Source organism: Nocardia sp. NPDC051900 (assembly GCF_044452545.1).
In the GTDB taxonomy this organism is placed as follows: domain Bacteria; phylum Actinomycetota; class Actinomycetes; order Mycobacteriales; family Mycobacteriaceae; genus Nocardia; species Nocardia sichangensis.
Window position 1 is genome coordinate 351599 of record NZ_JBITBU010000001.1, and the last position, 22333, is coordinate 373931.

Sequence of the window (22333 nt, forward strand, 5' to 3'; positions counted from 1 at the left end):
AACCGAAACCCCAGATCGACGCCACAGAGCACCCCGCCGCCAAGCGGCAGACAACCTCAACGCCCGACCAGCCGATCGACAGCGCACGCCTTTCCGGCCGACAACCGGCAGCCAGCACCCACGCCCCGGAGCCCCACCCACCGACGGACACCGCCGACCAGGTTGCACCGGCCCCGCAGGCAGCTACCACGCTCCACCCCGAACCGAATCCGCAGAACGGCGCTACGGACCACCTTGCCGCCAAGCGGCAGACAACCTCAACGCCCGACCAGCCGATCGACAGCGCACGCCTTTCCGGCCGACAACCGGCAGCCAGCACCCACGCCCCGGTGCCCCACCCACCGACGGACACCGCCGACCAGGTTGCACCGGCCCCGCAGGCAGCTACCACGCTCCACCCCGAACCGAATCCGCAGAACGGCGCTACGGACCACCTTGCAGCCGAGCAGCAGGCAAGTTCAACGCCCGGCCGGTTGATCCGCAACGCGAACCTCCCCCAACCCACGATCAGCGCCGACGACTCGGCACCTCACCGATCGACAGACTCCACCGACCAGGCGGCACCCGCCCCGGCAGCTACCGCCCTACGCTCCCAGCCTCTTTCCCCGATCGACGCCACGGCCGAGCAGCGGGCAGGCTCCGCGCCCGCCCGGCAGGCGGATGCCACCGACGAACCCACGCGGCGGCAAACCGATAACTCTCCAGGCTCGCCCGGCCTTCCGTGGATCGACGCCCTGCGCTTTTCCTGGCTCGACGCCTCGCCCGGCCCGCAATCCCCTCCGCCGAGCGCTGCTACGACCGACCCCATCCCGGTCCGCCACACCGGATCTCACCCACGGACCCACAAGGCAGGCAGCTCCACCCAGCAGCCGGGCAGCACAGACAACTTCGAACCCAGTCGCAACACCGGTCACACCGCAGACCCCACGAGCCGGGGCGATTCCGCGCTCGACCCTCCGCCCGACCGTGCCGAGGCTGCCCCGCTCGACCGGCAGACCGACGCACCTGGCCAGCCCACGCCGATCGAGGACAGCGGTGCCGCGCACCGACCCGGACATACTCGGCAGACGGACACCGTTGACGGGTCCGATCCTGTCGACACTGCTCATAACTCGGCACGATCGCCACGATCAGACGTCGCGCGCTCTCGCCAGGCCGTCGCCCGCACCGCCAGCCCGGAGAACCACATCTCGGTTCGCCGGAGCGATTCGGCCTCATCGCCGCAGACCGCCGGCGCAGGCGTACCCGACCCCGCGTCCGCCCGGAAATCCGGTCGCGCACCCATCGAACGCAGCGCCCCCGCGCACCGTCCCGCAGTCGCCGAGCAGGCCGATACCCCCGATCCGGCCGAAGCACTCCGAATCGCGCGGGAGATGTCGGCGCGGCATGGATTGGAAGTCGTCGGGTTCGATACCGCGAATGTCGGTGTCCAGGTGGTCCGTGAGATCGCGTCCACTATCGATGAGCTGCTCACGAAATACCCGATGCCGCTGCGGGGCGTCGAGCTCACCGACGACGCGGAATCGCGCCCGAGACCGGAGCGCGAGCCGACCGCGGAACAGTCGGCCGATGCCGCGATCTGGATGCTCTTGGACCGCGCCGCCTTGTATCCGCCGCAGTCGGCTCCGGTGGAAACACGCCGGATCTTTCGTCGCCGCGGGCCTGCCGAGCGGCCGGTGTACACGGCGGTGGTGCGCGAATTCGCGGGGGCTCTGGACGTCGCCGGTGGGTTCCGGGCTCGGCAAGAAGCTTTGCGAACTTTGATCAACGAGTCGCTGCGTGGCGGCGGCGGTGGTCTCGGCCTGCTGGATCCGGGCCGGGCCTTGATCGACGGCTTCACCGAGGTGATTCTGCGGGGCGAACGAGCGAGCGCCTCGGCCAAGGAATTGCACGGCGCGCTGGTGAAAATGGCCCGAGCCGAGTCCTCCGACGATCTGTCGGCGTGACAGCACCGATACGGGTCCAAAAGTCGCAGCCGGACAATCGCCCTTGACCCCGCGCACGGCCGGAGCGAAGGCGGAGGTACGCAGAAAAGGCACTCTCGGACGTAGTCCGTCCATAGCCCCGCGCACGGCCGCAGCGAAGGCGGAGGTACGCAGAAAAGGCACTGTCGGACGTTAGTCCGTCCATAGCCCGCGCACGGCCGGAGCGAAGGCGGAGGTACGCAGAAAAGGCACTGTCGGACGTTAGTCCGTCCATAGCCCGCGCACGGCCGGAGCGAAGGCGGAGGTACGCCTAAATCTTCAACTCGCCCGCGACTCGCTCCAGGCGGCTTTCGGTGTAGGAAGCGATCTGGTCCACCACGACGCGCACGCGGGCGGTGTCATCGGTGGCGGCGTTCCAGAACGGCAGTAGCAGCGGATCGAGTCTGCCGGGAGCGGTGGCCAGCAAGCGTTCGGCCACGGCGAGGATGCGTTCGCGTTGGGCGGCCTGCCGCAGCCGGTGTGCCGGGTCGGACATCACATAGCGCAGTGCGACGGTCTTCAGCAGCGCCACCTCGGCGGCGACGATGCGCGGCACTTCCAGATCCGCGTTGTACCGGGACAGCGGTTGCGGACCGGACACCTCTTGGGTCGCCATGATCGCGGCGGTGGCGAAGCGGCCGACGAGCTCGCTGGTGAGGCGCTTCAGCGCGACCGAAGCGGTGAACGTGCCGTCGTATCCGGACGCGGCCGCGACCACGGGCAGTTCCGAGAGCCGTTGCGCGGCGGCGATCAGCTCGTCGGCGGCCAGCGAGTGCTGGAACTGGCCGAGCGCGGCCAGCGCGTCCTGTTCGGCGGGGTCGGCCAGCGCGCGCAGATCGATCCGGCCCGCGAGGACACCGTCCTCGACGTCGTGCACCGAGTAGGCGACGTCGTCGGACCAGTCCATGATCTGGCATTCGAGGCTGCGGCGCCGATCCGGCGCACCCTTGCGGATCCACTCCAGGCGCTCGGTGTCGACCTCGTAGGCGCCGAATTTGGTGCCGGGACCGGTTCGCCCCCAAGGGTATTTGAGGGCGGCGTCGAGTGCGGCGCGAGTGAGGTTGAGGCCTGCGCTGGCGCCGTCGGCCTCGAGCACCTTCGGTTCGAGGCGAGTGAGGATGCGCAGGTTCTGCGCGTTGCCTTCAAACCCGCCGAAGGCGTCGGCGAAGGTGTCGAGGGCTTTCTCGCCGTTGTGGCCGTAGGGCGGATGGCCGATGTCATGGGCCAGACCGGCCAGGTCCACCAGGTCCGGATCACAGCCGAGTCCGTCGGCGATGCTGCGGCCGATCTGGGCGACCTCCAGCGAATGGGTGAGCCTGGTGCGCGGGGTGTCCGCCTCTCGCGGTCCCATGACCTGCGTTTTGTCGGCCAGTCTGCGCAGCGCCGCGGAGTGCAGCACGCGGGCCCGGTCGCGGGCGAATTCGGTCCGGTGGCCGGTCTCGAACTCACTGCGCGGCGGTCCGAGCCCCGCGGTCTTGGCGCCCTCGACGACGAGGCGTTCGGTGTCGTGATCGGTGTACCGGGCGCTCATCGAGCCTCACTGTCCCGCCGTGTAGGTGAAATCCGCCGAGAAGTGGGTGAGCTGGTACCACAGCAGGGCGCCGGTCTCCCTGGCGATGCCGTGCGCCTGGGATTCCCGCGTGTAGACGGCGGGACCGGTTCTGGTGGGGGCGGTCCACGCCGCCAGCCCCTCGTCGCGGGCCATGGTGCGGGTGCGCAGCGAATGCCAGGGATCGCTGACCAGCACCGCCGACGACATGTCCCGCGCCCGCATCGCCGTGACCACCGCTTCGATGCTGCGCAGGGTGTCCGATCCGGTTTCCACGGCGAGGATCTTGTCGGCGGGCACGCCGCGCGCCTGCAAATAGTTCTTGCCCGAGGCGGCTTCGGTGAACAGATCGCCCTCCTGCTTGCCGCCCACGGTGATGACGCGCGGAGCGACACCCGCCCGGAACAGCTTGTACGCCTGATCGAGTCGCGCTTCGAACACCGAGGACGGCGTTCCGGAGTACTGCGCCGCGCCGAGCACGACGATCGCGTCGGCCTTCGTGTAGTCGTCGATGCGCGCGACCTGCCACACGCGGAAGGCGGTCCCGCCGACCAGCACCGCGCCCATCACGACGGAGCCGACGACGAGCCGCCGGGTCCAGCGCAGCAACCCGGCGCCGAAGCCCTGTGGGCGGGCAGGTTCGGGCGCCGGGACGGCTCGGGTGCGCATCGTTGGCAAATCCACTCCCCAAGTCTGCCAAAAGCCGTGCAGGCCCCGGACCGGTTACCGTCAGGGGCGGTTACCAGCCGCGGTCTCGCCAAGCCGGAAGGCTGGGACGCTCGGCGCCGAGGGTGGTGTCGTCGCCGTGGCCGGGGTAGACGACGGTGTCGTCGGGGTAGCGGTCGAAGAGCTTGGCCGAGACGTCGGTGAACAGCGAGCCGAAGTCCTCCGGGGAGCTGGTGCGCCCGACGCCGCCGGGAAACAGCGAGTCCCCGGTGAACAGGTGAGTGCGTCCCGCCCCGTCGGTGAGTGCGAGGGTGATCGACCCCGGTGTGTGGCCGCGCAGGTGGATGACCTCGAAGACCAGATCGCCGATGGTGACGGTGTCGCCCTCGGCGAGCAGCCGATCGGGGCGGACCGGCAGCGGGTCGGCGTCGAGCGGGTGCGCCGCGGTGGGAGCGCCGGTGGCCGCGGTGGTCTCCCGCAGCGCCAGCCAGTGGTCGCGGTGCTGATGGGTGGTGACGATCAGCTGGACCTGCCCGGGCGCCTCCTGCTCGACGAGGGCCGCGATGCGGGGCGCCTCGTTGGCGGCGTCGATGAGCAGGGCCGCGCCGGTGCCGGTGCACTGCACCAGGTAACAGTTGTTGTCCATGCCGCCGACGGACATCTTGACGATGCGGGCGCCGGGGACGTCGCGCTGCTGCGGATTCGAATCCGGTGACACGTGGCCGCTGTACGGGCGATCGATGGTGATCACGAAATGATGCTAGCGAGCTAGATTCGTGCCATGTCACTGCCGTCGCGGATCCGCTTCGTCCGCTTGCTCGCGATCAGCGTCCTACTGGCCGCGATCGCCTTGCTGGGCGCTCCGACGATCGCGGCGGAACCGCCGCTACGGATGAACACCTATGTGGAGGATCCGGCCGGTGTGCTCGACCAAGGTCAGCGCGATCGGGTGCGCGGTGCGGTGGACCAGCTCTACGCCGACGAGCAGCTGCGGCTGTGGGTGGTGTACGTGCGCGGCTTCGACGGGATGCAGCCGCGGGACTGGGCCAGGCGCACCGCCTCGATATCCGGGTTCGGCCAACGGGACCTGCTGCTCGCGGTCGCCACCGAGGATCGCGCGTATTGGCTGGAGGGCGAAGCGCCCGGCGAGATCAGCGATTCCGAACTCGACGACATCCTGATCGGCCACGTCGAGCCGGCCCTGCGCGACGGGCGCTGGGCCGACGCGGGGGTCGCGACCGCCGCCGGACTGGACGCGGCCATGCGCGGCGGCGGGGTGAACGTCGGTGCCCTGCTCGTCATCGGCCTGCTGGTGATTCTGGTGGCGGGCGGCCTCGTCTGGTACGCGCGCAAACGGCGTCGTGAACGGTTCGAGGCCGAACTGGCGGCGGCACGGCAATTGGATCCGGAGAACGCGACGGCGCTGTCCGAACTGCCGTTGGAAGCGCTGCAGACCCGCTCTCGGGAGACGCTGGTGGAAATCGACAACGCGATTCGCACCAGCGGCGAGGAACTCGAGCTCGCCACCGGCGAGTTCGGCGCCACCGCCACCACGCCCTTCCGCACCGCCCTCGACAACGCGAAAACCGCTGCCGCCGCGGCGTTCGCGATCCGGCAGCGCCTGGACGACGCGATCCCGGAGACCCCCGACGAACAGCGCTCGCTGCTGGTCGAGCTGATCGGCACGGTGGGGCGCGCCGACCGGGAACTCGACGCGCAGGTCGCGGAATTCGACGCGATGCGCGATCTGCTGCTCAACGCCTCGGCACGGCTGGACGCCCTCACCAGAGATGTCGTCGACGTGACCGCCCGGATTCCCGGCTCGGAAACCGAGCTGAGCCGGCTCGCCGCCACCCATCCGGCCAGTGTGCTCGCGCCGATCGAGGACAACGTGCGGATGGCACGCGAGCGCCTGACGTTCGCGGAGCAGAACGTCGACGCGGGACGTGGCGCGCTCACCGAACCGGTCGGCGAGCAAGGCGGCGCGGTCGCCGCCATTCGTTCCGCCGAGGCAGCGATCGGTCAGGCGCGTTCCCTGCTCGACGCGGTCGACAACGCGTCGAGCGCCATCCAGCAGGCCCGCGACGGCCTGCCGGGTGTGCTGGACGAGTTGCGCCGCGACCTCGCCTCCGCCGCCGAGCTCGCCGACTACGGCGGGCCGGAACTGGCCGACGCCCGCACCGCGGCGCGGTCCGCTCTGGAGCAGGCGACGGCCACGGGCGACATCGATCCGCTGAGCGCCTTCCACGACGCGGTCACCGCCGACGCGGATCTGGACCGCGCCGTCGCGGGGGCCACCGACCGCAAACTCGCCGCCGAAGACCTGCGGCGCAGGCTCGATCGAGCGCTCACGGACGCTCGCGCCCGGATCGGTGCGGCCGCCGATTACATCAGCACCCGGCGCGGCGGCATCGACGCCGAAGCGCGCACCCGCCTGTCGGAAGCACAGCGCAACCTCGACGAGGCGCAGCAATCGAGCGCGAACGATCCCGCCGACGCACTGCGGCGCGCGCAGGCGGCGGCGGATCTGGCCGGGCGCGCGCTCCATGCGGCGCAGGCCAGCGTGCGGGCATGGGAGGCGGACCGGGCGCCCTCCGGCAGCGCCCAGACCGGGGCGGTGCTCGGCGGCATCCTGCTCGAAGGACTGCTGCGCGGGGCGGCGAGCGGCGCTCGGCACTCCGGGGGCGGCTGGAGCCCCGGCTCGTACGGTGGTTCCTCCGGTTCCCGGCGCATCGGCCGTGGCGGCAGATTCTGAACGGCTCGATCCTGCCACCGGGTGCGGCCGTAGACCGGGACCGGTCGATGGCTCAGCAGGGAACCGGTCCTGCACCGGTCAGCGAGCGCCGGCCGCGGACAGGGCGGTCAACTCCGCCCGCACCGCCTCGGGCAGGCCGTCGGCATGCGCGCCACCACCGAGCACGCCCACGATCAGCTCCTGCGCGAACGTGTAGACCAGATAGGTGACCGCGGCCGACGCGCCCGCGGACGGGCGGGGATGCGCCGAGACGTAGACGATCTCGTAGTCGGTGAGCTCGAGCGTGGCCGGTGTGCGGAACACCGGGACGACGCCGGTATTGGTCACCGCGATATGTCCGGCCAGCGAATGAATCCTGGTGGCACCGTAGTAATCCGGGAAGTGCAGCACGGACTGCTGCACGATGCCTTCGGACAGGTCGCGCGTCAGCCGACTCGAAATGCGCTGTGCCAGTTCGACCGGGCTGGCGGCCGGATCCACCTCGCCCGCGAAGGAAGCCAGTCCGGCCATGTTGGTACCCGCCGAGGCGGCGACCGGCGGCTCCAGCCTGTTACGCAGGTCGACCGGATACAGGCAGCCCAGAGCTGTTGTGCCGCCGCCTGTCTCACGAGCGTACGCGCGCAGCAGTGCGGCGGTGAGCAAACCGTTCACCGTCACACCGGTCTTGCGTGCGAGATCGGCGATCTGCGCTGTAGCCGCCCGGTTGAGCCGCACGCGTACAGGACGGGCGAGCGTACTCGGCGCGGGTTTCGCGTTATCGGACGGCACGTTCCTGGCCTCCAGCGTAAGCGGCTTGGTCACCTCCTCGAAGCCGGACTTCGCGGCCGCGGTGATGCCCCGTTCCGCCGCATACCACTCCAAAGACTGCGGGAGCGCTTGTGGCGCAACGTTTATCGGCCGACCTTCGGAAACGCCGGTATAGAAATCCCATAGTCGGGACAGCAGTTCCACACAGTAGCCCGCGTCGGCGACGCTGTGGTGAGCGAACAGCGTGACACGCCACTCGTTCGCGCCCGAGCCCACGACGTCCAGATAGGCCAGCTGGACCGCCGGATCCATCGCGGGAACGCCGATCGCCGCCAGGTCGCCCTCACGCACGGAAACCGGGATCCATGCCCTCTCGTCCGCGCCGAACAGATATCCCAGTCCCGCAGCGTCTTCCACGATTCTGCAGCCGATCACCGGATACGCGCGCCGCAAGGTCGCGAATGCCTCCCGCAGCGCCGTCACATCGAGCGCTCCCCGTACCGACACCGACCGGCCCGTGTAGGTGCCATGCCGAACGAACCGCTGCTCCGACGGCGCCAGCACGCGAATCGGAGCTTCCTCATCCCACAACACACGGCAAGGGTGCGGCACAGCCGGCACGGGCGCAAACCGACCGGGCGGATGCGGAAGACTGCCGGTATGAGTCTCGCGGCGCATCTGGAGCAAATCGGCCTTCCCGCGGTGGAGGAACAACTCGCCCATCCCACCGTGCTCGGTATCGCCGAGGGCACTCTGCCCGAACCGGTCTTCCGGTCCTGGCTGGAGCAGGACTACCTGTTCCTGCTCGACTACGTCCGCGTGTTCGCCCGCCTCGCGTGGCAGGCTCCGGCCGCCCATCTCGGTGACCTGGTCGACCTCGCGCACGCCACCTACCACGAGGAGCTGTCGCTGCACCGCTCGCTGGCCGCCGAGTTCGGCGCGGACCTCGACGGCGCGGTCAAAGGCGCTCCGTGCACCGCGTACACGGCGTTTCTGCTGGACTCCGCCGCGTCCTACGGCGAGGGTCTCGCCGCGCTCTACCCGTGCATGTGGGGATACTCCACGCTCGGCGCCCGGCTCGCCCAGCACCCGCCCGCCGAACCGCGCTACCGCCGCTGGGTGGACACCTACGCCGATCCCGGATTCGCCGCCCTCACCCGCCGCTGCGCGCAGATGATCGACGAGTCCGGGGTTGATCCGGGTCGGGCGGAAGACCTGTTTCGCGAAGGGCTCCGGCACGAGCTGGCGTTCTGGGACGTTCCGCTCCGATCCTGATCCCCGGACGAATTCCTCGGTCCGCCGATGACTCCTGCCGGGCGGCTCCGTCTACCTGTACAGAGCACTGTCCCGGCATCGAGGAGACCCTTATGAACCGCCCCACCGTCGCGTCACGCGAGGAATGGCTGGCCGCGCGTATCAGCTTGCTGGCCGAGGAGAAGGCGATCACCCATCGCTTGGACGAGCTGGCGGCGAAACGCCGTGCCCTGCCGATGGTCGCGATCGACAAGGAATACGTCTTCGAAGGTCCCACGGGCCGCACGACCCTGCCCGAACTGTTCGACGGGCGCCGCCAGCTCATCGTCTACCACATGATGTGGCGCTGGGATCTGGACGCGGGCTGTCCGAGCTGCGCGATGCTGCTCGACAACGTCGGCCACCTGGCCCACCTGAACGCGCAGGACACCACGTTCGCGGCCGTGTCACGCGGTCCGTGGGAGACGCTCGACCGGTACCGCGAGCGTATGGGCTGGACCTTCCCGATGTACTCGTCGTTCGACAGCGACTTCAACTACGACTTCCATGTCCCCCAGGACGAATCCCGCGCGCCGGTGGAATACAACTACCGTACGAAGGCGGAGTTGGAGGCACGCGGCCACAGCTATCACGGAGCGGGCGAACAGCCCGGCACCAGCGTGTTCTGGCGTGACGACGACGGCGCGGTGTTCCACACCTACTCGTCCTACGGCCGCGGCGGCGACATCCTCATCGGCACCCACCAGTACCTCGATCTCACGCCGTTGGGCAGGCAGAAGCACGTCGGCGAAGCGCTGCACCACGACAGTTACGGCAAGGCGGAATCCCATTGCCACTGACGACCACTCCGCCCCACCGGCCGAGTGGACCTAGGCTGACACGGTGAGTCAGGAGCACATGCGGGCGTCCGACGCCGATCGCGAGAAGATCATCGACCGGCTGCGCCTCGCTATGAACGAGGGCAGGCTGTCGCTCGCCGAATTCGATGATCGGCTGCAACAGGTATACGCCGCCAAGACCTACGGCGAGCTGACGCCGCTGCTGTCCGACCTTCCCGCACAACGGGAAGCACAGCCCGTGCGCGCCAAAGGCATCCCGCAGTGGATCACGATCATGTGGACGCCGTGGGTGTTCGTGAACGCGCTGTGCGTGGCGATCTACCTGGCCACCGGCGCGGGCTACTTCTGGCCGTTCTGGGTCGCGGTGCCGTGGGGTCTCGCGCTGCTCATCCCGACCACGATCGGCATCGTCACCCGCAAGAACAGCTGAAACGACAGTGCCCCGTGGCCCATCGGCCACGGGGCGCGGCGTCGTAGCTCAGGCGCCGATCAGGTGCTGGGCCAGGTAGCCCTCGACCTTGTCCAGCGCGATGCGCTCCTGGGTCATCGTGTCGCGTTCGCGGATGGTCACCGCCTGGTCGTCGAGCGTCTCGAAGTCGACCGTGATGCAGAACGGCGTGCCGATCTCGTCCTGGCGGCGGTAGCGGCGGCCGATGGCGCCCGCGTCGTCGAACTCGACGTTCCAGTGCTTGCGCAGCTGCGCGGCCAGGTCTTTCGCCTTCGGCGTGAGATCGGCGTTGCGCGACAGCGGCAGCACCGCCGCCTTCACCGGCGCGAGGCGGCGGTCCAGGCGCAGCACCGTGCGGGTGTCCACGCCGCCCTTGGCGTTGGGCGCCTCGTCCTCGGCGTAGGCGTCCACCAGGAAGGCCATCAGCGAGCGGGTGAGGCCCGCGGCCGGCTCGATGACGTACGGGATGTAGCGCTCGTTGGTGGTCTGGTCGAAGAAGCTCAGCTCGGTGCCGGAGTGCTCGGAATGCGTCTTCAGGTCGAAGTCGGTGCGGTTGGCGATGCCCTCCAGCTCACCCCACTCGTTGCCCTGGAAGCCGAAGCGGTACTCGATGTCGGTGGTGCCCGCCGAGTAGTGCGAGAGCTTGTCCTTCGGGTGCACGAACAGTCGCAGGTTCTCCGCGTCGATGCCGAGGTCGGTGTACCAGGAGAACCGCGTCTCGATCCAGTACTTGTACCACTCCTCGTCCTCGCCCGGCTTGACGAAGTACTCCATCTCCATCTGCTCGAACTCGCGGGTGCGGAAGATGAAGTTGCCCGGGGTGATCTCGTTGCGGAAGCTCTTGCCGATCTGCGCGATGCCGAATGGCGGTTTCTTGCGCGCGGTCGTCATCACGTTGGCGAAGTTCACGAAGATGCCCTGGGCGGTCTCCGGGCGCAGGTAGTGCAGGCCCTCCTCGGACTCGATCGGGCCGAGGTAGGTCTTGAGCATCATGTTGAAGTCGCGCGGCTCGGTCCAGCGGCCGACGGTGCCGCAGTTCGGGCAGGCGATGAGCTCCATCGAGACCGTGTCGGGGTCGTCGATCTTGTTCTTCAGCGCGTACGCCTCTTGCAGGTGGTCCTGCCGGAAGCGGTGGTGGCAGTTGAGGCACTCGACCAGCGGGTCGTTGAACACGCCCACGTGACCGGAGGCGACCCAGACCTGACGGGGCAGGATCACCGAGGAGTCGAGACCGACGACGTCCTCGCGGGCGGTGACCATGGCGCGCCACCACTGCTTCTTGATGTTCTCCTTGAGCTCGACGCCCAGCGGCCCGTAATCCCACGCCGACTTGGTGCCTCCGTAGATCTCACCGCACGGGTACACCAGACCCCGGCGCTTGGCGAGGTTGGCAACGGTGTCCACCTTCGACTTGGGTGCCACGCGAGAATTCTCCATCCACTGCGAGTCGGAATTTGCCTTGCATGAACACAATAGTTTTGTGTCATAGCCGCGATTGCGCCCAGCCTATCGGCAGCGTCCGCGGCGGTTTCAACCGCACGGTTCGGCGCGCCCGTTTGACATGCGCACCTGTGCATACGCAAACTGGTAATGCTTTCCATTAAGGAGTTGGTGACATGACCGCCGAGACCGCCGCGGCACCGCCGCACAACCCGTATCGGTCGCCGGGACCGGCGCCGGTACCCCCGCGAACCGTGCTGGAGGACGCGGGTGAGCTGTTGCGGGCGCTGGCCGCGCCGGTTCGGATTGCTATCGTGCTGCAGTTGCGCGAATCACCGCGGTGTGTGCACGAACTGGTCGACGCGCTCGGTGTCACGCAACCACTGGTCAGTCAGCATCTGCGTATCCTCAAGGCCGCCGGTGTCGTGCACGGTGAGCGTTCGGGTCGCGAGGTGCTCTACGAACTCGTCGACGACCATCTGGCGCACATCGTCGTCGACGCCGTCGCGCACGCCGAGGAAGGGTGATTCGTGCCAGACAACACGGCCGTTCCGCAGAAACCGGTCGGCATCCGCAGCACCAGGCAGCGCAGCGCCATCGCCGCGCTGCTCGGTGACATCGATGAGTTCCGCTCCGCCCAGGATCTACACGACGAGCTGCGCAGACGCGGCGAGGGCATCGGGCTGACCACGGTCTACCGGACGCTGCAGTCGCTGGCCGACGCGGGCATGGTCGATGTGCTGCGCACCGACTCCGGCGAGTCGGTCTATCGCCAGTGCTCCACCGGCCATCATCACCACCTGGTCTGCAGGCATTGCGGCCGCACCGTGGAGGTGGAGGGCCCGACGGTGGAGGCGTGGGCCGAGGCGATCGCGGGCGAGCACGGCTTCACCGAGATCAGCCACACCCTCGAGGTGTTCGGCACCTGCACGGCATGCGGGACGGCGCGCCGACGCGACCGGTGATCGCACCGATTCCCGGCGTGTCGGGTTAACGCGGCTGCGACCAGCGGAGATTCACCGGCGAGATCCTCGGAAACCTGGGCCGATCCGGGCTCGATACGAAGGATCCGCCATCTGCTGGGGAGGCAGCGTGTCAACGATCACCGACTCATCCGTACGCCCGGTGCGCCGCCGGGCCGTGACCGTCGCCGGGGCCGCGCTCGTCGTGGCCTCGGCGTTATTGCTTTCGGCGTGCCAGGACGAGGACGGCACTCCGGTGGCGGTCCCGTCGACCACCGCGACCGGAGTGGCCGCGGAGCCTGGCGCGGCGAACGGGCAGTCGACCGTCCGCACAGTCGGCAAGACCGGCTGGTACGACGGATTCGACATCACTGTGGACAAGGCGACCGTGGTGCCGGACGAATACGGCGGCGCGAAGGTGCGCGTCGACATCACCTACAAGAACACCACTCTCGACAACCACACGCTGAGCATCACGCCGTCGCTGCTGGTCGGCAAAGAGGTGGACGGCGGCGCGATCTTCGACAGCCCGACGGTGCCCGGCAACGGCTCCGCCACCGGCACCGCGACCACGTCGTTCAAGTCGGCCAAGGACGCCGAGCACCTCATCGACACGATGACCGTCGTGTACGGGGCGGCCGCCGACAACCAGACCAAGATTCCGCTCGCCGCGGCGGGCAAGGTGGACAGCGTCCAACCGAAGGCGCTGGCCGTCACCGGCACCCTCGTGCAGGACCAGACGACCATTGAGGTCACCGGCGGCCGGATCAGCCCGAGCTACACCAAGAACGAGAACGGCAAATCCGATCTCGCACTGCGCATCAAGCTCGTCGGCGGCCCCGGCATCGCCGCGGGCGGCACGAACATCTTCTACGACTACTTCACCGTCCGGACCCCCGACGGCCAGACCGTGGCCGCCGACATCCGCGGCCCGATCAACGAGTTGCTCAACGCGAACGAGACCATCGACAACCCGAAGAACTACGTGGTCTTCGTGGTGCCCTCCCCTGGCGCCGGCCCTTACACGGTGACGTACAACGCCCAGAAGCAAGAGGGCGCCGCCACCGCACCCACCCTGTCGTTCACGGTGGGCTGAGCCGACCGCCCGGACTCGTGGCGCCACACGAGGACGAGAACGGCTGCGGCCGATGGGCCAAGCGCTGACGGCGGGCCGCCCTCCCGCGAGGGCGGCCCGCCGCGGTGACGGATTCAGCCGACCGGGATCGCGTCCCGGTCCGCGGCCTGCGCCTCGGCCGGACGACCGCGCACCGCGGCCGCACCGAGCAGCGCGAGCGCGACCGCGCTCCAGATCAGCAGTACCAGTAGCGGTCCGCTCGCGCCGGTGCCGTCGAAGAACGCGACCGAGCGCAGCAGCGACGCGGCGGCGCCGGGCGGCAGCCACTGGCCGACGGCGCCCCACGGCTGCGGCAACAGCTCCGGCGCCGACGTGGCCGCGGAGAACGGGTTGCCGACCAGCAGCATCGTGAGCGCGGCGATGCCGATGCCTGCTCGCCCGAGCACGGCGGCGAGCCCGACCACCGCGCCCGCGACCGCGAACGACACCAGCCCGCCGACCGCCGCGAGCACCGGATACGGCCCGGGCACCACCGACAGCCAGCCCTGGATGATCGCCATGCCGAGCAGTCCGCCCGCGACGCCGAAGGTGACCAGTCCGAGCACTTTGCCGCCGATCGACGGGACCAGCAGTGCCAGCAGCACACCCGCCGCGATGCCGGACATCACCAGCGGCAACACCATCGCGCCGAACGCCGCGCCCCGTGGATCGTCGGAGTCGGCCGCAACCACGTCCTCGACAGCAACGGCGGGCGCGCCGGAGAGCTGCTGCCCGATCTGGGTGAGTTGCTGTGCGACAGCGGGACTCGCGCCGGAGGCGACCAGCATGCGCGGCGGTCCGTCGCCGGTGACGATCGCCCCGTAGACCTCCCGGTTCCGAATGGCGGCGCGGGCGGCGGCCTCGTCCGCGGGCGCGCTGATCTCGAAGGCCCCCGGACTGTGCTCGGCGAGCTTGCCGGTGACCATCGCCGCCTGCGGACCGGTGACGGCCAGCGGCAGGTCACGGGGCGCGATGTGCGCGGCGGGCCAGGCGAACGCGATCAGCATCAGCGCTTGGAGCAGGGTGGCGCCGAGGCCGAGAGCGAACGCCCGCTGCGTGGTGTTCATGGCCTTCTCCCTAAAAATCGAATGCTCGTTCTTTTTAGTTGCGCCTACCGTCGCACGAGGTCATCCGGTTGTCAAGAACGGATATTCGTTTTATTTTGGGCTCATGCCCCGAGTCAGCGAAGAACACCTGGAGCGCCGCAGGCAGCAGATCATGGATGCCGCGCGGCGCTGCTTCGCCCGCAAGGGGTTCTACGAGACCTCCATGCAGGACGTGTTCACGGAATCGGGGCTATCGGCCGGTGCGGTCTACCGCTACTTCAAGAGCAAGGACGAACTGATCACCGCGCTCGCCACGGAGACGACGGTGGCCTTGCGCATCGCCATGGACGAGGCGATCCGCCGCGATCCACTGCCCACGCCCGCCGAACTGATCACCATGATCGCCGAGGAGGTGGTGCGGCGCAGCGGGCCCGACGGGCCGGTGCGACTGGCGCCGCAAGCCTGGGCCCTGGCCCTGGTGCATCCCGGGGCGGCGGTGATGGTCCGCGAGACGATGCTCGCGATGCGCGCGCTGTGGGTGACCTACGCCGAACGGATGCGCGACAAAGGCTGGCTACCCGCAGACGCCGATGTCGACGCCGTGGCCAAGGCGATCATCGGACTGCTGCCGGGATTCATCCTCCAGCACCTCATCCTCGGCGATCTCGACCCGCAAACGCTGGCGCTCGGCGTGCGCATACTGCTCCCCTACGGCGAGCCCGCGCGTCCGGCAGTCGGCTGACCCGCCGTCACAGCCAGCCGAGACGTTCGGCCGCGCGCACCGCTTCCGCGCGCGTGCTCGTGCCGGTCTTGCCGATCGCCGACGAAAGGTGGTTGCGCACCGTGCCTTCCGACAGGTGCAACCGCTTCGCGATGGCGCTCGCGGGCGCACCGTCGGCCGCCGCGGCGAGCACCTCGCGTTCTCGCGCGGTCAGCGGGGAGGTGCCCGCCGTCAACGTCTCCGCGGCCAGGCCCGGGTCGATCACCCGCAACCCCATCTGGACACGCCGCACGGCGTCGGCCAATTCCCTGGCCGGAGTGTCCTTGACGACGAAACCGCTCGCGCCCGCGTCGATCGCGCGGCGCAGGTAACCGGGCCTGCCGAAGGTGGTGACCATCAGAATCCGCACGTCCGGGTGGGCGGCGTGCAGTTTCCCGGCCACGGTGATGCCGTCCATCCCGGGCATCTCGACGTCCAGCAGCACCACGTCGGGACCGGTCCGCTCGACCGCGTCGAGCACCTCGTCGCCACGCCCGACCTCGCCGACCACCTCCAGGTCGTGCTCCAGCCCGAGCAGCGCGGCCAACGCGCCGCGCACCAAAGCCTGGTCGTCCGCCAGCAACAGCCGGATCATGGCACTCGCTTCCTATTCCGGGATCGTGGCGCGAATGCGCACGCCCCCGCCCTCCGGCGTCGACAGCGTCAGTGTTCCACCCGCGGCGCGCACGCGCTCCCGCAGCCCCGCCAGCCCCGAGCCGGACGCGCTGTCGGCGGGGAGGCCGCGACCGTCGTCGACCACCTCGATGGACGTCGCGGTGACGGTCACGGCGCAGCGGCGCGCGGCGCTGTGCCGGATCACGTTGGTGACCGCTTCGCGCAGCACCCAACCCAGCAGTTCGCCCGACGGTGTGTCCGGCAGGCTCGCCGGTTCCGGCAGTTCCGCGTCGATGCTCGCGGCGGCCAGGGCGGTCCGCGCGTTGGCCAGCTCGCCGCGCAACGACACCTCCCGCAGGCCTCCGACGGTCTCCCGCACCCCGGCCAGCGCTTCGCGCGCGAGCCGTTCGATATCGGCCAGTTCGGTCCGCGCACGGTTCGCGTCGACGTCGAGCAGTCGTTGGGCGAGTTCGGTTTTCACGGTGATGACGGTGAGCGAATGGCCGAGGATGTCGTGCACGTCACGGGCGACGCGATTGCGTTCCTCGATGATCTCCAGTTCCGCGCGCTGCCTGCGAGCCAGCTCGGCGAGCCGGTCGCCGCGGAACCCGAGCTGTCTGGCCACCCACACGGCCACGGGAATGAACGCGAGGTAGAACGGCGTCCCGCCCAGATGCCACGACGGCACCGCGAACGGGGCCACCAGCATGATCGTCATGATGACGACCACGACGACGGCGGAAGTGCGCAGCGGAAGCACGAACACGGCGACCACCGCGACATAGAGCGCCGTGGGCAGACCGTCCCCGCCGAGCAGCGCCCCCATCGTCACGGACAATGCCGCCATCGCGGCCAGCAGCAGCCAGGCCCTGCGGTCGACCGGTAAGTCGTCGGGCGCGCCGTCCTTGGCGTACCTGCGGAACGCGACGAACGCGACGACGATCAGCGCCGCGAACGCGAGCACGCACGCGATGGCGGCCACCGCCTGCGCGGGCTCGCCCTCGGCCCAGCGCCGCCTGATCGGTCCGATCAGATAGGCCAGCCAGACCAGCGACATGACAGCGCCGAACCAGCCCCTGCGCCGCCCATCGGGACCGAACGACTGCCAGTCGAGCATGCCGTCCACCAGACCGGCGGACCTTCTCGGCCGCGCGCCGCCCGCCGTCTTCACGTCCATGCGCCACCTCGCTGCGGCCGGGCGGGACGGAGGCGGCGGTGCACGGCTCGCCGGTCGTGGTCGATCATGGGAGGCGACGCTACCGGCACCGGTTCGCCCGGGATCGCGCATACGTCGCGGCTATGAGCAAATCCAGACCGCACGCGCTGTCCGCCGACGCCACGGAACGCCGTCCCACCGCACCGGCCGCGCACGGCGGAACCGGCCGTCCAGATAGCGGACCGGTTGCGCGGCCGGCGTTCAGCGCGCGGTGTCACGCCGGAACAACGCGGCCCCACCGAACACGAAGACCGCCGACCAGACCGCGACATCGACCACCGCCCCGAGGACCGACCCACCGCCGGTGTCGCCGAACGGCAGCCGGGCCAGCGTGGCTACGCCGTTGGTCGGCATCACCTTCGACACGGTCGCGAACCAGCCGTGCAGCGGCATGAACAGTCCGCCCGCGAACGACAGCGCCGCCAGCACCGGACCGAGCAGTTGCATCACGTTCTCCGACGGCAGCAGATAGCCCACGAACAGGCCGAATGCCGCGAACACGAGCGAGCCGACCCAGGCGAGCAGAAAGCACTCCACCCACGCCGCGGGTGCGAGGTGGGCGCCGAGCGCCGCGCCGACCGCGAACACCGCGGCCACCGAGACGAGCCCGAGCACCATCGCGACCACGACCTTGACCGCGATGTACGCCACCGGCCGCAACGGTGTGAGCCGCAGCTGGCGGCTCCATCCCTGCGCACGCTCGACGGCGACCATCGCGCCGCCGCTGGTGGTGGCCAGCATCGCGCCGTACACCGCGATCGACACCATGACGTAGCCGGTCACGTTGCCCGAGCCGTAGGACTGGGTCCGGTAATCGGATTGCAGTCCGAAGATGACGAAGAACAACGGCGGCATGACCAGCGTGAAGATCAGGGTCCGCCGGTTGCGCAGCATGCGGCGCAGCTCCAGGCGCAGGAAGCCGAGGTTGAAGCCGCCGAGCGTGGTGGCGACGGGCCGGGAGACGAGTGTGGTCATGTCAGTGATCTCCTGCCGTGGTCAGCGCGAGGAAGGCGGTTTCCAGGTTGTGCGCGGTGATCTCCAGATCGACCGCGGCGGTGTGGTTCAGCAGAAATCGAGCGACGGCGTCGGAGTCCTTGGCACGCACCAGGATTCGGTCACCACGCAACTCGACGTCATCCACGCCGGGGATCACTAGCAGCCGGGGGGGTCCGCGCCGGGCAGGGTCGCGGCGACGGTACGGCCCGCGGCCAGGTTCTTGATCTCGGCCGCGCTGCCGTCGGCGATGACCCGGCCCGCGCGCACCAGCACGATGCGGTCGGCGTAGGCGTCGGCCTCGTCCAGATAGTGCGTGGCGAACAGGACGGTGCGGCCGCGCCGCGAATCCTCCCGCATCGCGTTCCAGAACTCCCGGCGCCCTTCGACATCCATACCGGTGGTGGGTTCGTCGAGCACGATCAGCTCCGGGTCCGGCAACAGCGCCAGCGCGAACCGGAGGCGCTGGCGCTGACCGCCGGAGCACTTGCCCACCATGCGATCGGCGATCCCCGCGATGCCCGCGCGGGCGAGCACCTCCTCGACGGGGCGCGGACTCGCGTGCAGCGTGGCCACCAGCCGCACCGTCTCCGCGACGGTGAGGTCAGGCAGCAAGCCACCGGATTGCAGCACCGCGGCGACGCGGCCTGCGGAGACGGCTCGCTCCGGCGCCGTGCCGAAGACCGCGACGGTGCCCGAATCCGGACGCGCCAGGCCGAGCAGCAGGTCGATGGTGGTGGATTTGCCCGCGCCGTTCGGACCGAGGAAGGCGACGATCTCCCCCGGCTCGATCACCAGGTCGAGCCCGTCGACAGCGTGCACCACGCCGGCCGGGGTGCGGAAACTCTTGCGCAGGTCGCGCAGCGCGACGGCGGGCACGGGCCGCCTCGGACTCTGGACCGCGGTGGTCGTTGCTGAAGTCATGCTTCTACGGTCGCGGGAAACCCGCCCCGGAACCTCGCACGGCTGTCACGACTTCGGCATGACAGATGTCATGCCCTCAGGGCAGCAGACCCTGCCTGGCCCGGCTCGCGTTGGACAGCACGAGCAGCAGCATGGTGGTGAGCGCCTTGTCGTCCAGCCCCGCGGCGGGGAAGGTGTAGCGCAAGATGACGTCCGCGAGCTTGCCGTGGCCGATCACGGTGAGTGAACCGAACTGCAGCGCGTTGTTGCGTTCGGCGACCCGCTTGTGCAGCTGCGGTTTCAGCTGGCGATCCCAGGCCAGCACGCAGGTGAGGCTCAGCACGTCCAAGCCCGGCGCCAGATTCACCGCGCGCAGCGACGACAAGGCGCCCTCGTACTCGAAGCCGAGCGACCCTTCGGCATCGACGCGCACGTCGATGCCGTAACTCGACAGGCAGGCCCCGGCCCGTGCCTGCAGTTCCCGGTCCGGGGTCACCGCCGCGTCCATGTCCGCGCCCCCGCTCACTTCGTGCCGCCGAAACGGCGGTCCCGCGCGGCGTACTGGAGGCATGCCTCCCACAGGTTGCGGCGATCGAAATCGGGGAAAAGCGTGTCCTGGTAGACGAATTCGGCGTAGGCGGACTGCCAGATGAGGAAATTCGAGCTGCGGAACTCGCCCGAAGGGCGCAAGAACAGGTCCACGTCCGGCATGTCGGGTTCGTCCAGGTATTTCGCCACCGTCGCCTCGGTGACCTTCTCCGGGTCGATCTCGCCAGCCGCCACCCGGCGCGCGATCTCCCTTGCCGCGTCGGCGATCTCGGCGCGGCCGCCGTAGTTGACGCACATGGTCAACGTCATCACCGTGTTGTTTTTGGTGAGTTCCTGGGCGACCTCCAGTTCCTTGATCACGCTGCGCCACAGGCGCGGTCGCCGCCCCGCCCAGCGCACCCGGACGCCCATCTCGTTCATCTCGTCGCGACGCCTGCGGATCACGTCACGGTTGAAGCCCATGAGGAAGCGCACCTCCTCGGGGCTACGCCGCCAGTTCTCGGTGGAGAACGCGTACGCCGACAACCATTTGACGCCGATCTCGATGCAGCCCTCCACGGTGTCCATCAGCACCGCCTCGCCGCGCTCGTGCCCGGCGGTGCGCGGCAATCCGCGCTCCTGAGCCCAGCGCCCGTTGCCGTCCATGACGAGCGCGACATGGTTGGGTACCAGTTCCGGCGGCAGCTGCGGCGGCCGAGCTCCCGACGGATGCGGCGCGGGCGGACGCACGGCGCCCGCGGGCTCGGGGTCGGTCGCGGTGGCGGAGTCTCGGCGGAGGATCACGGTCTCTATCCTGCCTGATCGCCCGCACCGCCCCCACTGCCCCGTTGCTTCCTCGCGAATTCCACGGTTCCGACCGGCACCGGTGACTTATTCTTTCCATATCGTGATACTGGGGAGGGGTTTCTCGAACGTGACCGATTTACCAGGGACCGGAACCGCGGCTGGTTTCCGCGCCACTCGTGAGTTGCTCGGCCTCCCGGTCCCGTGGTGCGCGCGGTTCTTCGCGGTCGCGGAACGCACCGTCGAGCGGTGGGAGAAAGGGGCCTTCCAGATCCCCGACATCGTGGCCCGCGAGCTCGCCGCCATCGCGGACGAGACCGAACAGGTGGTCGAGGCCATGGTCGACGCCATCGACGCCGGGGAAATCTCTCCCCGCCTGCACACCTACCGGACCAACGACGACTACTCCAAGCACGAGCCGGACACCCGCTACCCGGCCACCTGGCATCGCGCCGTGTGCGCCCGCGTCATGAACGAGTTGCCGCAGGTAGAGCTCCAATTCGTGGAGTAGGCGGCTACCTCGCCTTCGCTCGGCCCGGCGCGGGCTGAGGAACGGACTTTGTCCGACAGCGCCCTCCCCTGCGGCTGCCTCGCCTTCGCTCGGCCCGGCGCGGGCTGAAGAACGGGCCCCGCCCGACAGCGCCTCCCCTGCGGCTACCTCGTTTCAGCTCGGCCCGAGGACGAGTCCGGCCCGGCAGCGCCTCCCCTGCGGCTACCTCGTTTCAGCTCGGCCCGAGGACGAGTCCCGCCCGACAGCGCCTCCCCTGCGACTGCCTCGCTTCCACTCAACCCCGCGCGGCTACATGCGGGGTTCGCGCGGCTGTGTCCTGGGACCGCTCGATCAACGGCAGGGTGCGCAGCTGACGTTCCAGATGCCACTGCAAGTGCGCCGCGACCAGCCCGCTGGCCTGCCTGCGCACCGCCTCGGGCGTCGCCTCGACCTGCTCCCACTCCCCGCGCAGCAACGCCACCAGCAGATCGAGCACCCCGGGGGCGGGTGTCGCCGCACCTGGTGGACGGCAATGCACGCACACCGCGCCTCCGGCCGCGACATGGAAGGCCCGATGCGGGCCCGGTGTCGCGCACTTGGCGCATTCGTCCAATGCGGGCGCCCAGCCCGCGAAACCCATGGCGCGCAACAAGAATGCGTCCAGGATCAGTTCGTGCGGGCGCTGTTTGGCCGCGATGGCACGCAGGGCGCTCGCGGTGAGCGCGTGCAGCCGGGGCGCGGGCGCACGCTCCTCGCCCGCCAAGCGTTCAGCGGTCTCCAAGATGGCGCACGCGGTGGTGTAGCGCCCGTAGTCATCGATGATGTCGGCGGCGAACGCCTCCATCGTGTGCACCTGGGTCACGGTGTCCAGCGTGCGTCCGGGGTGCAGCTGCACGTCGATATAGGAGAACGGCTCCAACCGGGCCCCGAACCTCGACTTGGTCCGCCGCACCCCCTTGGCGACCGCGCGAACCAGTCCGTGCTGTCGGGTGAGCAGCGTGACGATGCGATCCGCCTCGCCCAGCTTGTGCTGGCGAACCACTACCGCCTCGTCCCGATACAGCCGCACCAGTGGAGTCTAATGCTGTGTTGTTTGGCCGCGCCTTCGCGCGGCGTGTTCGCGGCCCCTTTGTGGCTCGCGTTTGCGCGACCGCCGCTTGCTCCTTCGTCGCGGACGCGGCGGCCGCCCCAAAACGAGCCCGGCCCCCCACCGGGCACGCGCGGGCTCGCGTAGCACCAA

22 protein-coding genes and 1 pseudogene are annotated in these 22333 nt (G+C 69.5%); 10 read left to right on the top strand and 13 right to left on the bottom strand.

The annotated features are described in order from the left end of the window. The first annotated feature begins 1373 nt into the window (after window positions 1–1373). Window positions 1374–1946, top strand: coding sequence for a hypothetical protein (locus ACIA5H_RS01625; RefSeq protein WP_397073144.1), 573 nt, complete (start codon window positions 1374–1376; stop codon window positions 1944–1946). A 289-nt stretch (window positions 1947–2235) separates the two neighbouring features. Here the strand turns inward: ACIA5H_RS01625 and ACIA5H_RS01630 are convergent, their stop codons facing one another. The 3 genes from ACIA5H_RS01630 to ACIA5H_RS01640 form a co-directional block, all read right to left on the bottom strand. Further along, window positions 2236–3495, bottom strand: coding sequence for a deoxyguanosinetriphosphate triphosphohydrolase (locus tag ACIA5H_RS01630; RefSeq protein WP_379252873.1), 1260 nt, complete (start codon window positions 3493–3495; stop codon window positions 2236–2238). Window positions 3496–3501: 6 nt separating this feature from the next. Next, entirely contained in the window at window positions 3502–4182 is a 681-nt protein-coding gene (locus ACIA5H_RS01635) for a YdcF family protein (RefSeq protein WP_355072969.1), read from the bottom strand. Window positions 4183–4252: 70 nt separating this feature from the next. Beyond that, window positions 4253–4930 (bottom strand): MBL fold metallo-hydrolase, encoded by a 678-nt coding sequence (locus ACIA5H_RS01640; protein ID WP_355072505.1) that lies wholly within the window; start codon window positions 4928–4930, stop codon window positions 4253–4255. Between the two features lie 30 nt (window positions 4931–4960). On the opposite strand from ACIA5H_RS01640, the gene ACIA5H_RS01645 reads away from it, so the two are divergent. After that, on the top strand, window positions 4961–6934 hold the full coding sequence (locus ACIA5H_RS01645; protein ID WP_397073147.1) for a TPM domain-containing protein: 1974 nt from the start codon (window positions 4961–4963) through the stop codon (window positions 6932–6934). 78 nt (window positions 6935–7012) lie between these two features. On the opposite strand, the gene ACIA5H_RS01650 is transcribed toward ACIA5H_RS01645, so the two are convergent. Next, entirely contained in the window at window positions 7013–8275 is a 1263-nt protein-coding gene (locus ACIA5H_RS01650; RefSeq protein ID WP_397073149.1) for an acyltransferase, read from the bottom strand. A 66-nt stretch (window positions 8276–8341) separates the two neighbouring features. Between ACIA5H_RS01650 and ACIA5H_RS01655 the strand changes: the two genes are divergently transcribed. The 3 genes from ACIA5H_RS01655 to ACIA5H_RS01665 all read left to right on the top strand — a co-directional run bounded on the left by ACIA5H_RS01655 (window position 8342) and on the right by ACIA5H_RS01665 (window position 10204). Continuing rightward, a complete protein-coding gene (locus tag ACIA5H_RS01655) occupies window positions 8342–8956 on the top strand; it encodes a TenA family protein (protein ID WP_397073151.1) in 615 nt (204 codons plus the stop codon). A 92-nt stretch (window positions 8957–9048) separates the two neighbouring features. Beyond that, window positions 9049–9774, top strand: a complete 726-nt coding sequence (locus ACIA5H_RS01660; protein ID WP_397073153.1) for a DUF899 domain-containing protein — start codon at window positions 9049–9051, stop codon at window positions 9772–9774. A gap of 43 nt (window positions 9775–9817) precedes the next feature. Continuing rightward, entirely contained in the window at window positions 9818–10204 is a 387-nt protein-coding gene (locus ACIA5H_RS01665; protein ID WP_397073155.1) for a DUF1707 domain-containing protein, read from the top strand. 48 nt (window positions 10205–10252) lie between these two features. Here ACIA5H_RS01665 and ACIA5H_RS01670 read toward each other — a convergent pair whose 3' ends face one another. Then, window positions 10253–11644: a glycine--tRNA ligase gene (locus ACIA5H_RS01670; protein WP_355072494.1), complete on the bottom strand. Its 1392-nt coding sequence runs from the start codon at window positions 11642–11644 to the stop codon at window positions 10253–10255. A gap of 194 nt (window positions 11645–11838) precedes the next feature. Between ACIA5H_RS01670 and ACIA5H_RS01675 the strand changes: the two genes are divergently transcribed. From ACIA5H_RS01675 to ACIA5H_RS01685, 3 genes are all read left to right on the top strand, one after another. Further along, window positions 11839–12189 (top strand): helix-turn-helix transcriptional regulator, encoded by a 351-nt coding sequence (locus ACIA5H_RS01675; protein ID WP_039796803.1) that lies wholly within the window; start codon window positions 11839–11841, stop codon window positions 12187–12189. Window positions 12190–12192: 3 nt separating this feature from the next. Continuing rightward, a complete protein-coding gene (locus ACIA5H_RS01680; protein WP_355072492.1) occupies window positions 12193–12627 on the top strand; it encodes a Fur family transcriptional regulator in 435 nt (144 codons plus the stop codon). A 127-nt stretch (window positions 12628–12754) separates the two neighbouring features. Next, the gene (locus tag ACIA5H_RS01685) at window positions 12755–13720 is read left to right on the top strand and encodes a hypothetical protein (protein WP_397073158.1); all 966 of its coding nucleotides are present in this window, start codon (window positions 12755–12757) and stop codon (window positions 13718–13720) included. A 113-nt stretch (window positions 13721–13833) separates the two neighbouring features. Here the strand turns inward: ACIA5H_RS01685 and ACIA5H_RS01690 are convergent, their stop codons facing one another. After that, the gene (locus ACIA5H_RS01690; RefSeq protein ID WP_397073160.1) at window positions 13834–14805 is read right to left on the bottom strand and encodes a hypothetical protein; all 972 of its coding nucleotides are present in this window, start codon (window positions 14803–14805) and stop codon (window positions 13834–13836) included. A gap of 103 nt (window positions 14806–14908) precedes the next feature. Here ACIA5H_RS01690 and ACIA5H_RS01695 point away from each other — a divergent pair, with 103 nt between their 5' ends. Continuing rightward, complete coding sequence (locus ACIA5H_RS01695) at window positions 14909–15526, top strand: TetR/AcrR family transcriptional regulator (RefSeq protein WP_379252865.1); 618 nt, start codon at window positions 14909–14911, stop codon at window positions 15524–15526. 7 nt (window positions 15527–15533) lie between these two features. On the opposite strand, the gene ACIA5H_RS01700 is transcribed toward ACIA5H_RS01695, so the two are convergent. The 6 genes and pseudogenes from ACIA5H_RS01700 to ACIA5H_RS01725 all read right to left on the bottom strand — a co-directional run bounded on the left by ACIA5H_RS01700 (window position 15534) and on the right by ACIA5H_RS01725 (window position 20612). Beyond that, window positions 15534–16139, bottom strand: coding sequence for a response regulator (locus ACIA5H_RS01700; RefSeq protein ID WP_379252864.1), 606 nt, complete (start codon window positions 16137–16139; stop codon window positions 15534–15536). Between the two features lie 12 nt (window positions 16140–16151). Then, entirely contained in the window at window positions 16152–17336 is a 1185-nt protein-coding gene (locus ACIA5H_RS01705) for a sensor histidine kinase (protein WP_397073163.1), read from the bottom strand. A gap of 240 nt (window positions 17337–17576) precedes the next feature. Beyond that, window positions 17577–18350, bottom strand: a complete 774-nt coding sequence (locus ACIA5H_RS01710; RefSeq protein ID WP_379252862.1) for an ABC transporter permease — start codon at window positions 18348–18350, stop codon at window positions 17577–17579. Window position 18351: 1 nt separating this feature from the next. After that, a pseudogene (locus ACIA5H_RS01715) lies at window positions 18352–19292 on the bottom strand (ABC transporter ATP-binding protein). A gap of 76 nt (window positions 19293–19368) precedes the next feature. Further along, window positions 19369–19779, bottom strand: a complete 411-nt coding sequence (locus tag ACIA5H_RS01720) for a YbjN domain-containing protein (protein WP_355072967.1) — start codon at window positions 19777–19779, stop codon at window positions 19369–19371. 14 nt (window positions 19780–19793) lie between these two features. After that, on the bottom strand, window positions 19794–20612 hold the full coding sequence (locus ACIA5H_RS01725) for an isoprenyl transferase (RefSeq protein ID WP_397073417.1): 819 nt from the start codon (window positions 20610–20612) through the stop codon (window positions 19794–19796). A gap of 121 nt (window positions 20613–20733) precedes the next feature. Here ACIA5H_RS01725 and ACIA5H_RS01730 point away from each other — a divergent pair, with 121 nt between their 5' ends. Further along, complete coding sequence (locus ACIA5H_RS01730) at window positions 20734–21114, top strand: DUF1870 family protein (protein WP_355072476.1); 381 nt, start codon at window positions 20734–20736, stop codon at window positions 21112–21114. A 274-nt stretch (window positions 21115–21388) separates the two neighbouring features. Here the strand turns inward: ACIA5H_RS01730 and recO are convergent, their stop codons facing one another. After that, on the bottom strand, window positions 21389–22162 hold the full coding sequence (gene recO, locus ACIA5H_RS01735; RefSeq protein WP_379252860.1) for a DNA repair protein RecO: 774 nt from the start codon (window positions 22160–22162) through the stop codon (window positions 21389–21391). Window positions 22163–22333: the final 171 nt, after the last annotated feature.

Bases quoted from the DNA above. Each gene is read 5' to 3' on its own strand.
- ACIA5H_RS01720 (WP_355072967.1), bottom strand. From the start codon at position 19,779: ATGGACGCGGCGGTGACCCCGGACCGGGAACTGCAGGCACGGGCCGGG.
- ACIA5H_RS01705 (WP_397073163.1), bottom strand. From the start codon at position 17,336: ATGGACGTGAAGACGGCGGGCGGCGCGCGGCCGAGAAGGTCCGCCGGT.
- ACIA5H_RS01690 (WP_397073160.1), bottom strand. From the start codon at position 14,805: ATGAACACCACGCAGCGGGCGTTCGCTCTCGGCCTCGGCGCCACCCTG.
- ACIA5H_RS01635 (WP_355072969.1), bottom strand. From the start codon at position 4,182: ATGCGCACCCGAGCCGTCCCGGCGCCCGAACCTGCCCGCCCACAGGGC.
- ACIA5H_RS01660 (WP_397073153.1), top strand. From the start codon at position 9,049: ATGAACCGCCCCACCGTCGCGTCACGCGAGGAATGGCTGGCCGCGCGT.
- ACIA5H_RS01700 (WP_379252864.1), bottom strand. From the start codon at position 16,139: ATGATCCGGCTGTTGCTGGCGGACGACCAGGCTTTGGTGCGCGGCGCG.
- ACIA5H_RS01695 (WP_379252865.1), top strand. From the start codon at position 14,909: ATGCCCCGAGTCAGCGAAGAACACCTGGAGCGCCGCAGGCAGCAGATC.
- ACIA5H_RS01630 (WP_379252873.1), bottom strand. From the start codon at position 3,495: ATGAGCGCCCGGTACACCGATCACGACACCGAACGCCTCGTCGTCGAG.
- ACIA5H_RS01625 (WP_397073144.1), top strand. From the start codon at position 1,374: ATGTCGGCGCGGCATGGATTGGAAGTCGTCGGGTTCGATACCGCGAAT.
- ACIA5H_RS01655 (WP_397073151.1), top strand. From the start codon at position 8,342: ATGAGTCTCGCGGCGCATCTGGAGCAAATCGGCCTTCCCGCGGTGGAG.
- ACIA5H_RS01710 (WP_379252862.1), bottom strand. From the start codon at position 18,350: ATGACCACACTCGTCTCCCGGCCCGTCGCCACCACGCTCGGCGGCTTC.
- ACIA5H_RS01645 (WP_397073147.1), top strand. From the start codon at position 4,961: ATGTCACTGCCGTCGCGGATCCGCTTCGTCCGCTTGCTCGCGATCAGC.
- ACIA5H_RS01675 (WP_039796803.1), top strand. From the start codon at position 11,839: ATGACCGCCGAGACCGCCGCGGCACCGCCGCACAACCCGTATCGGTCG.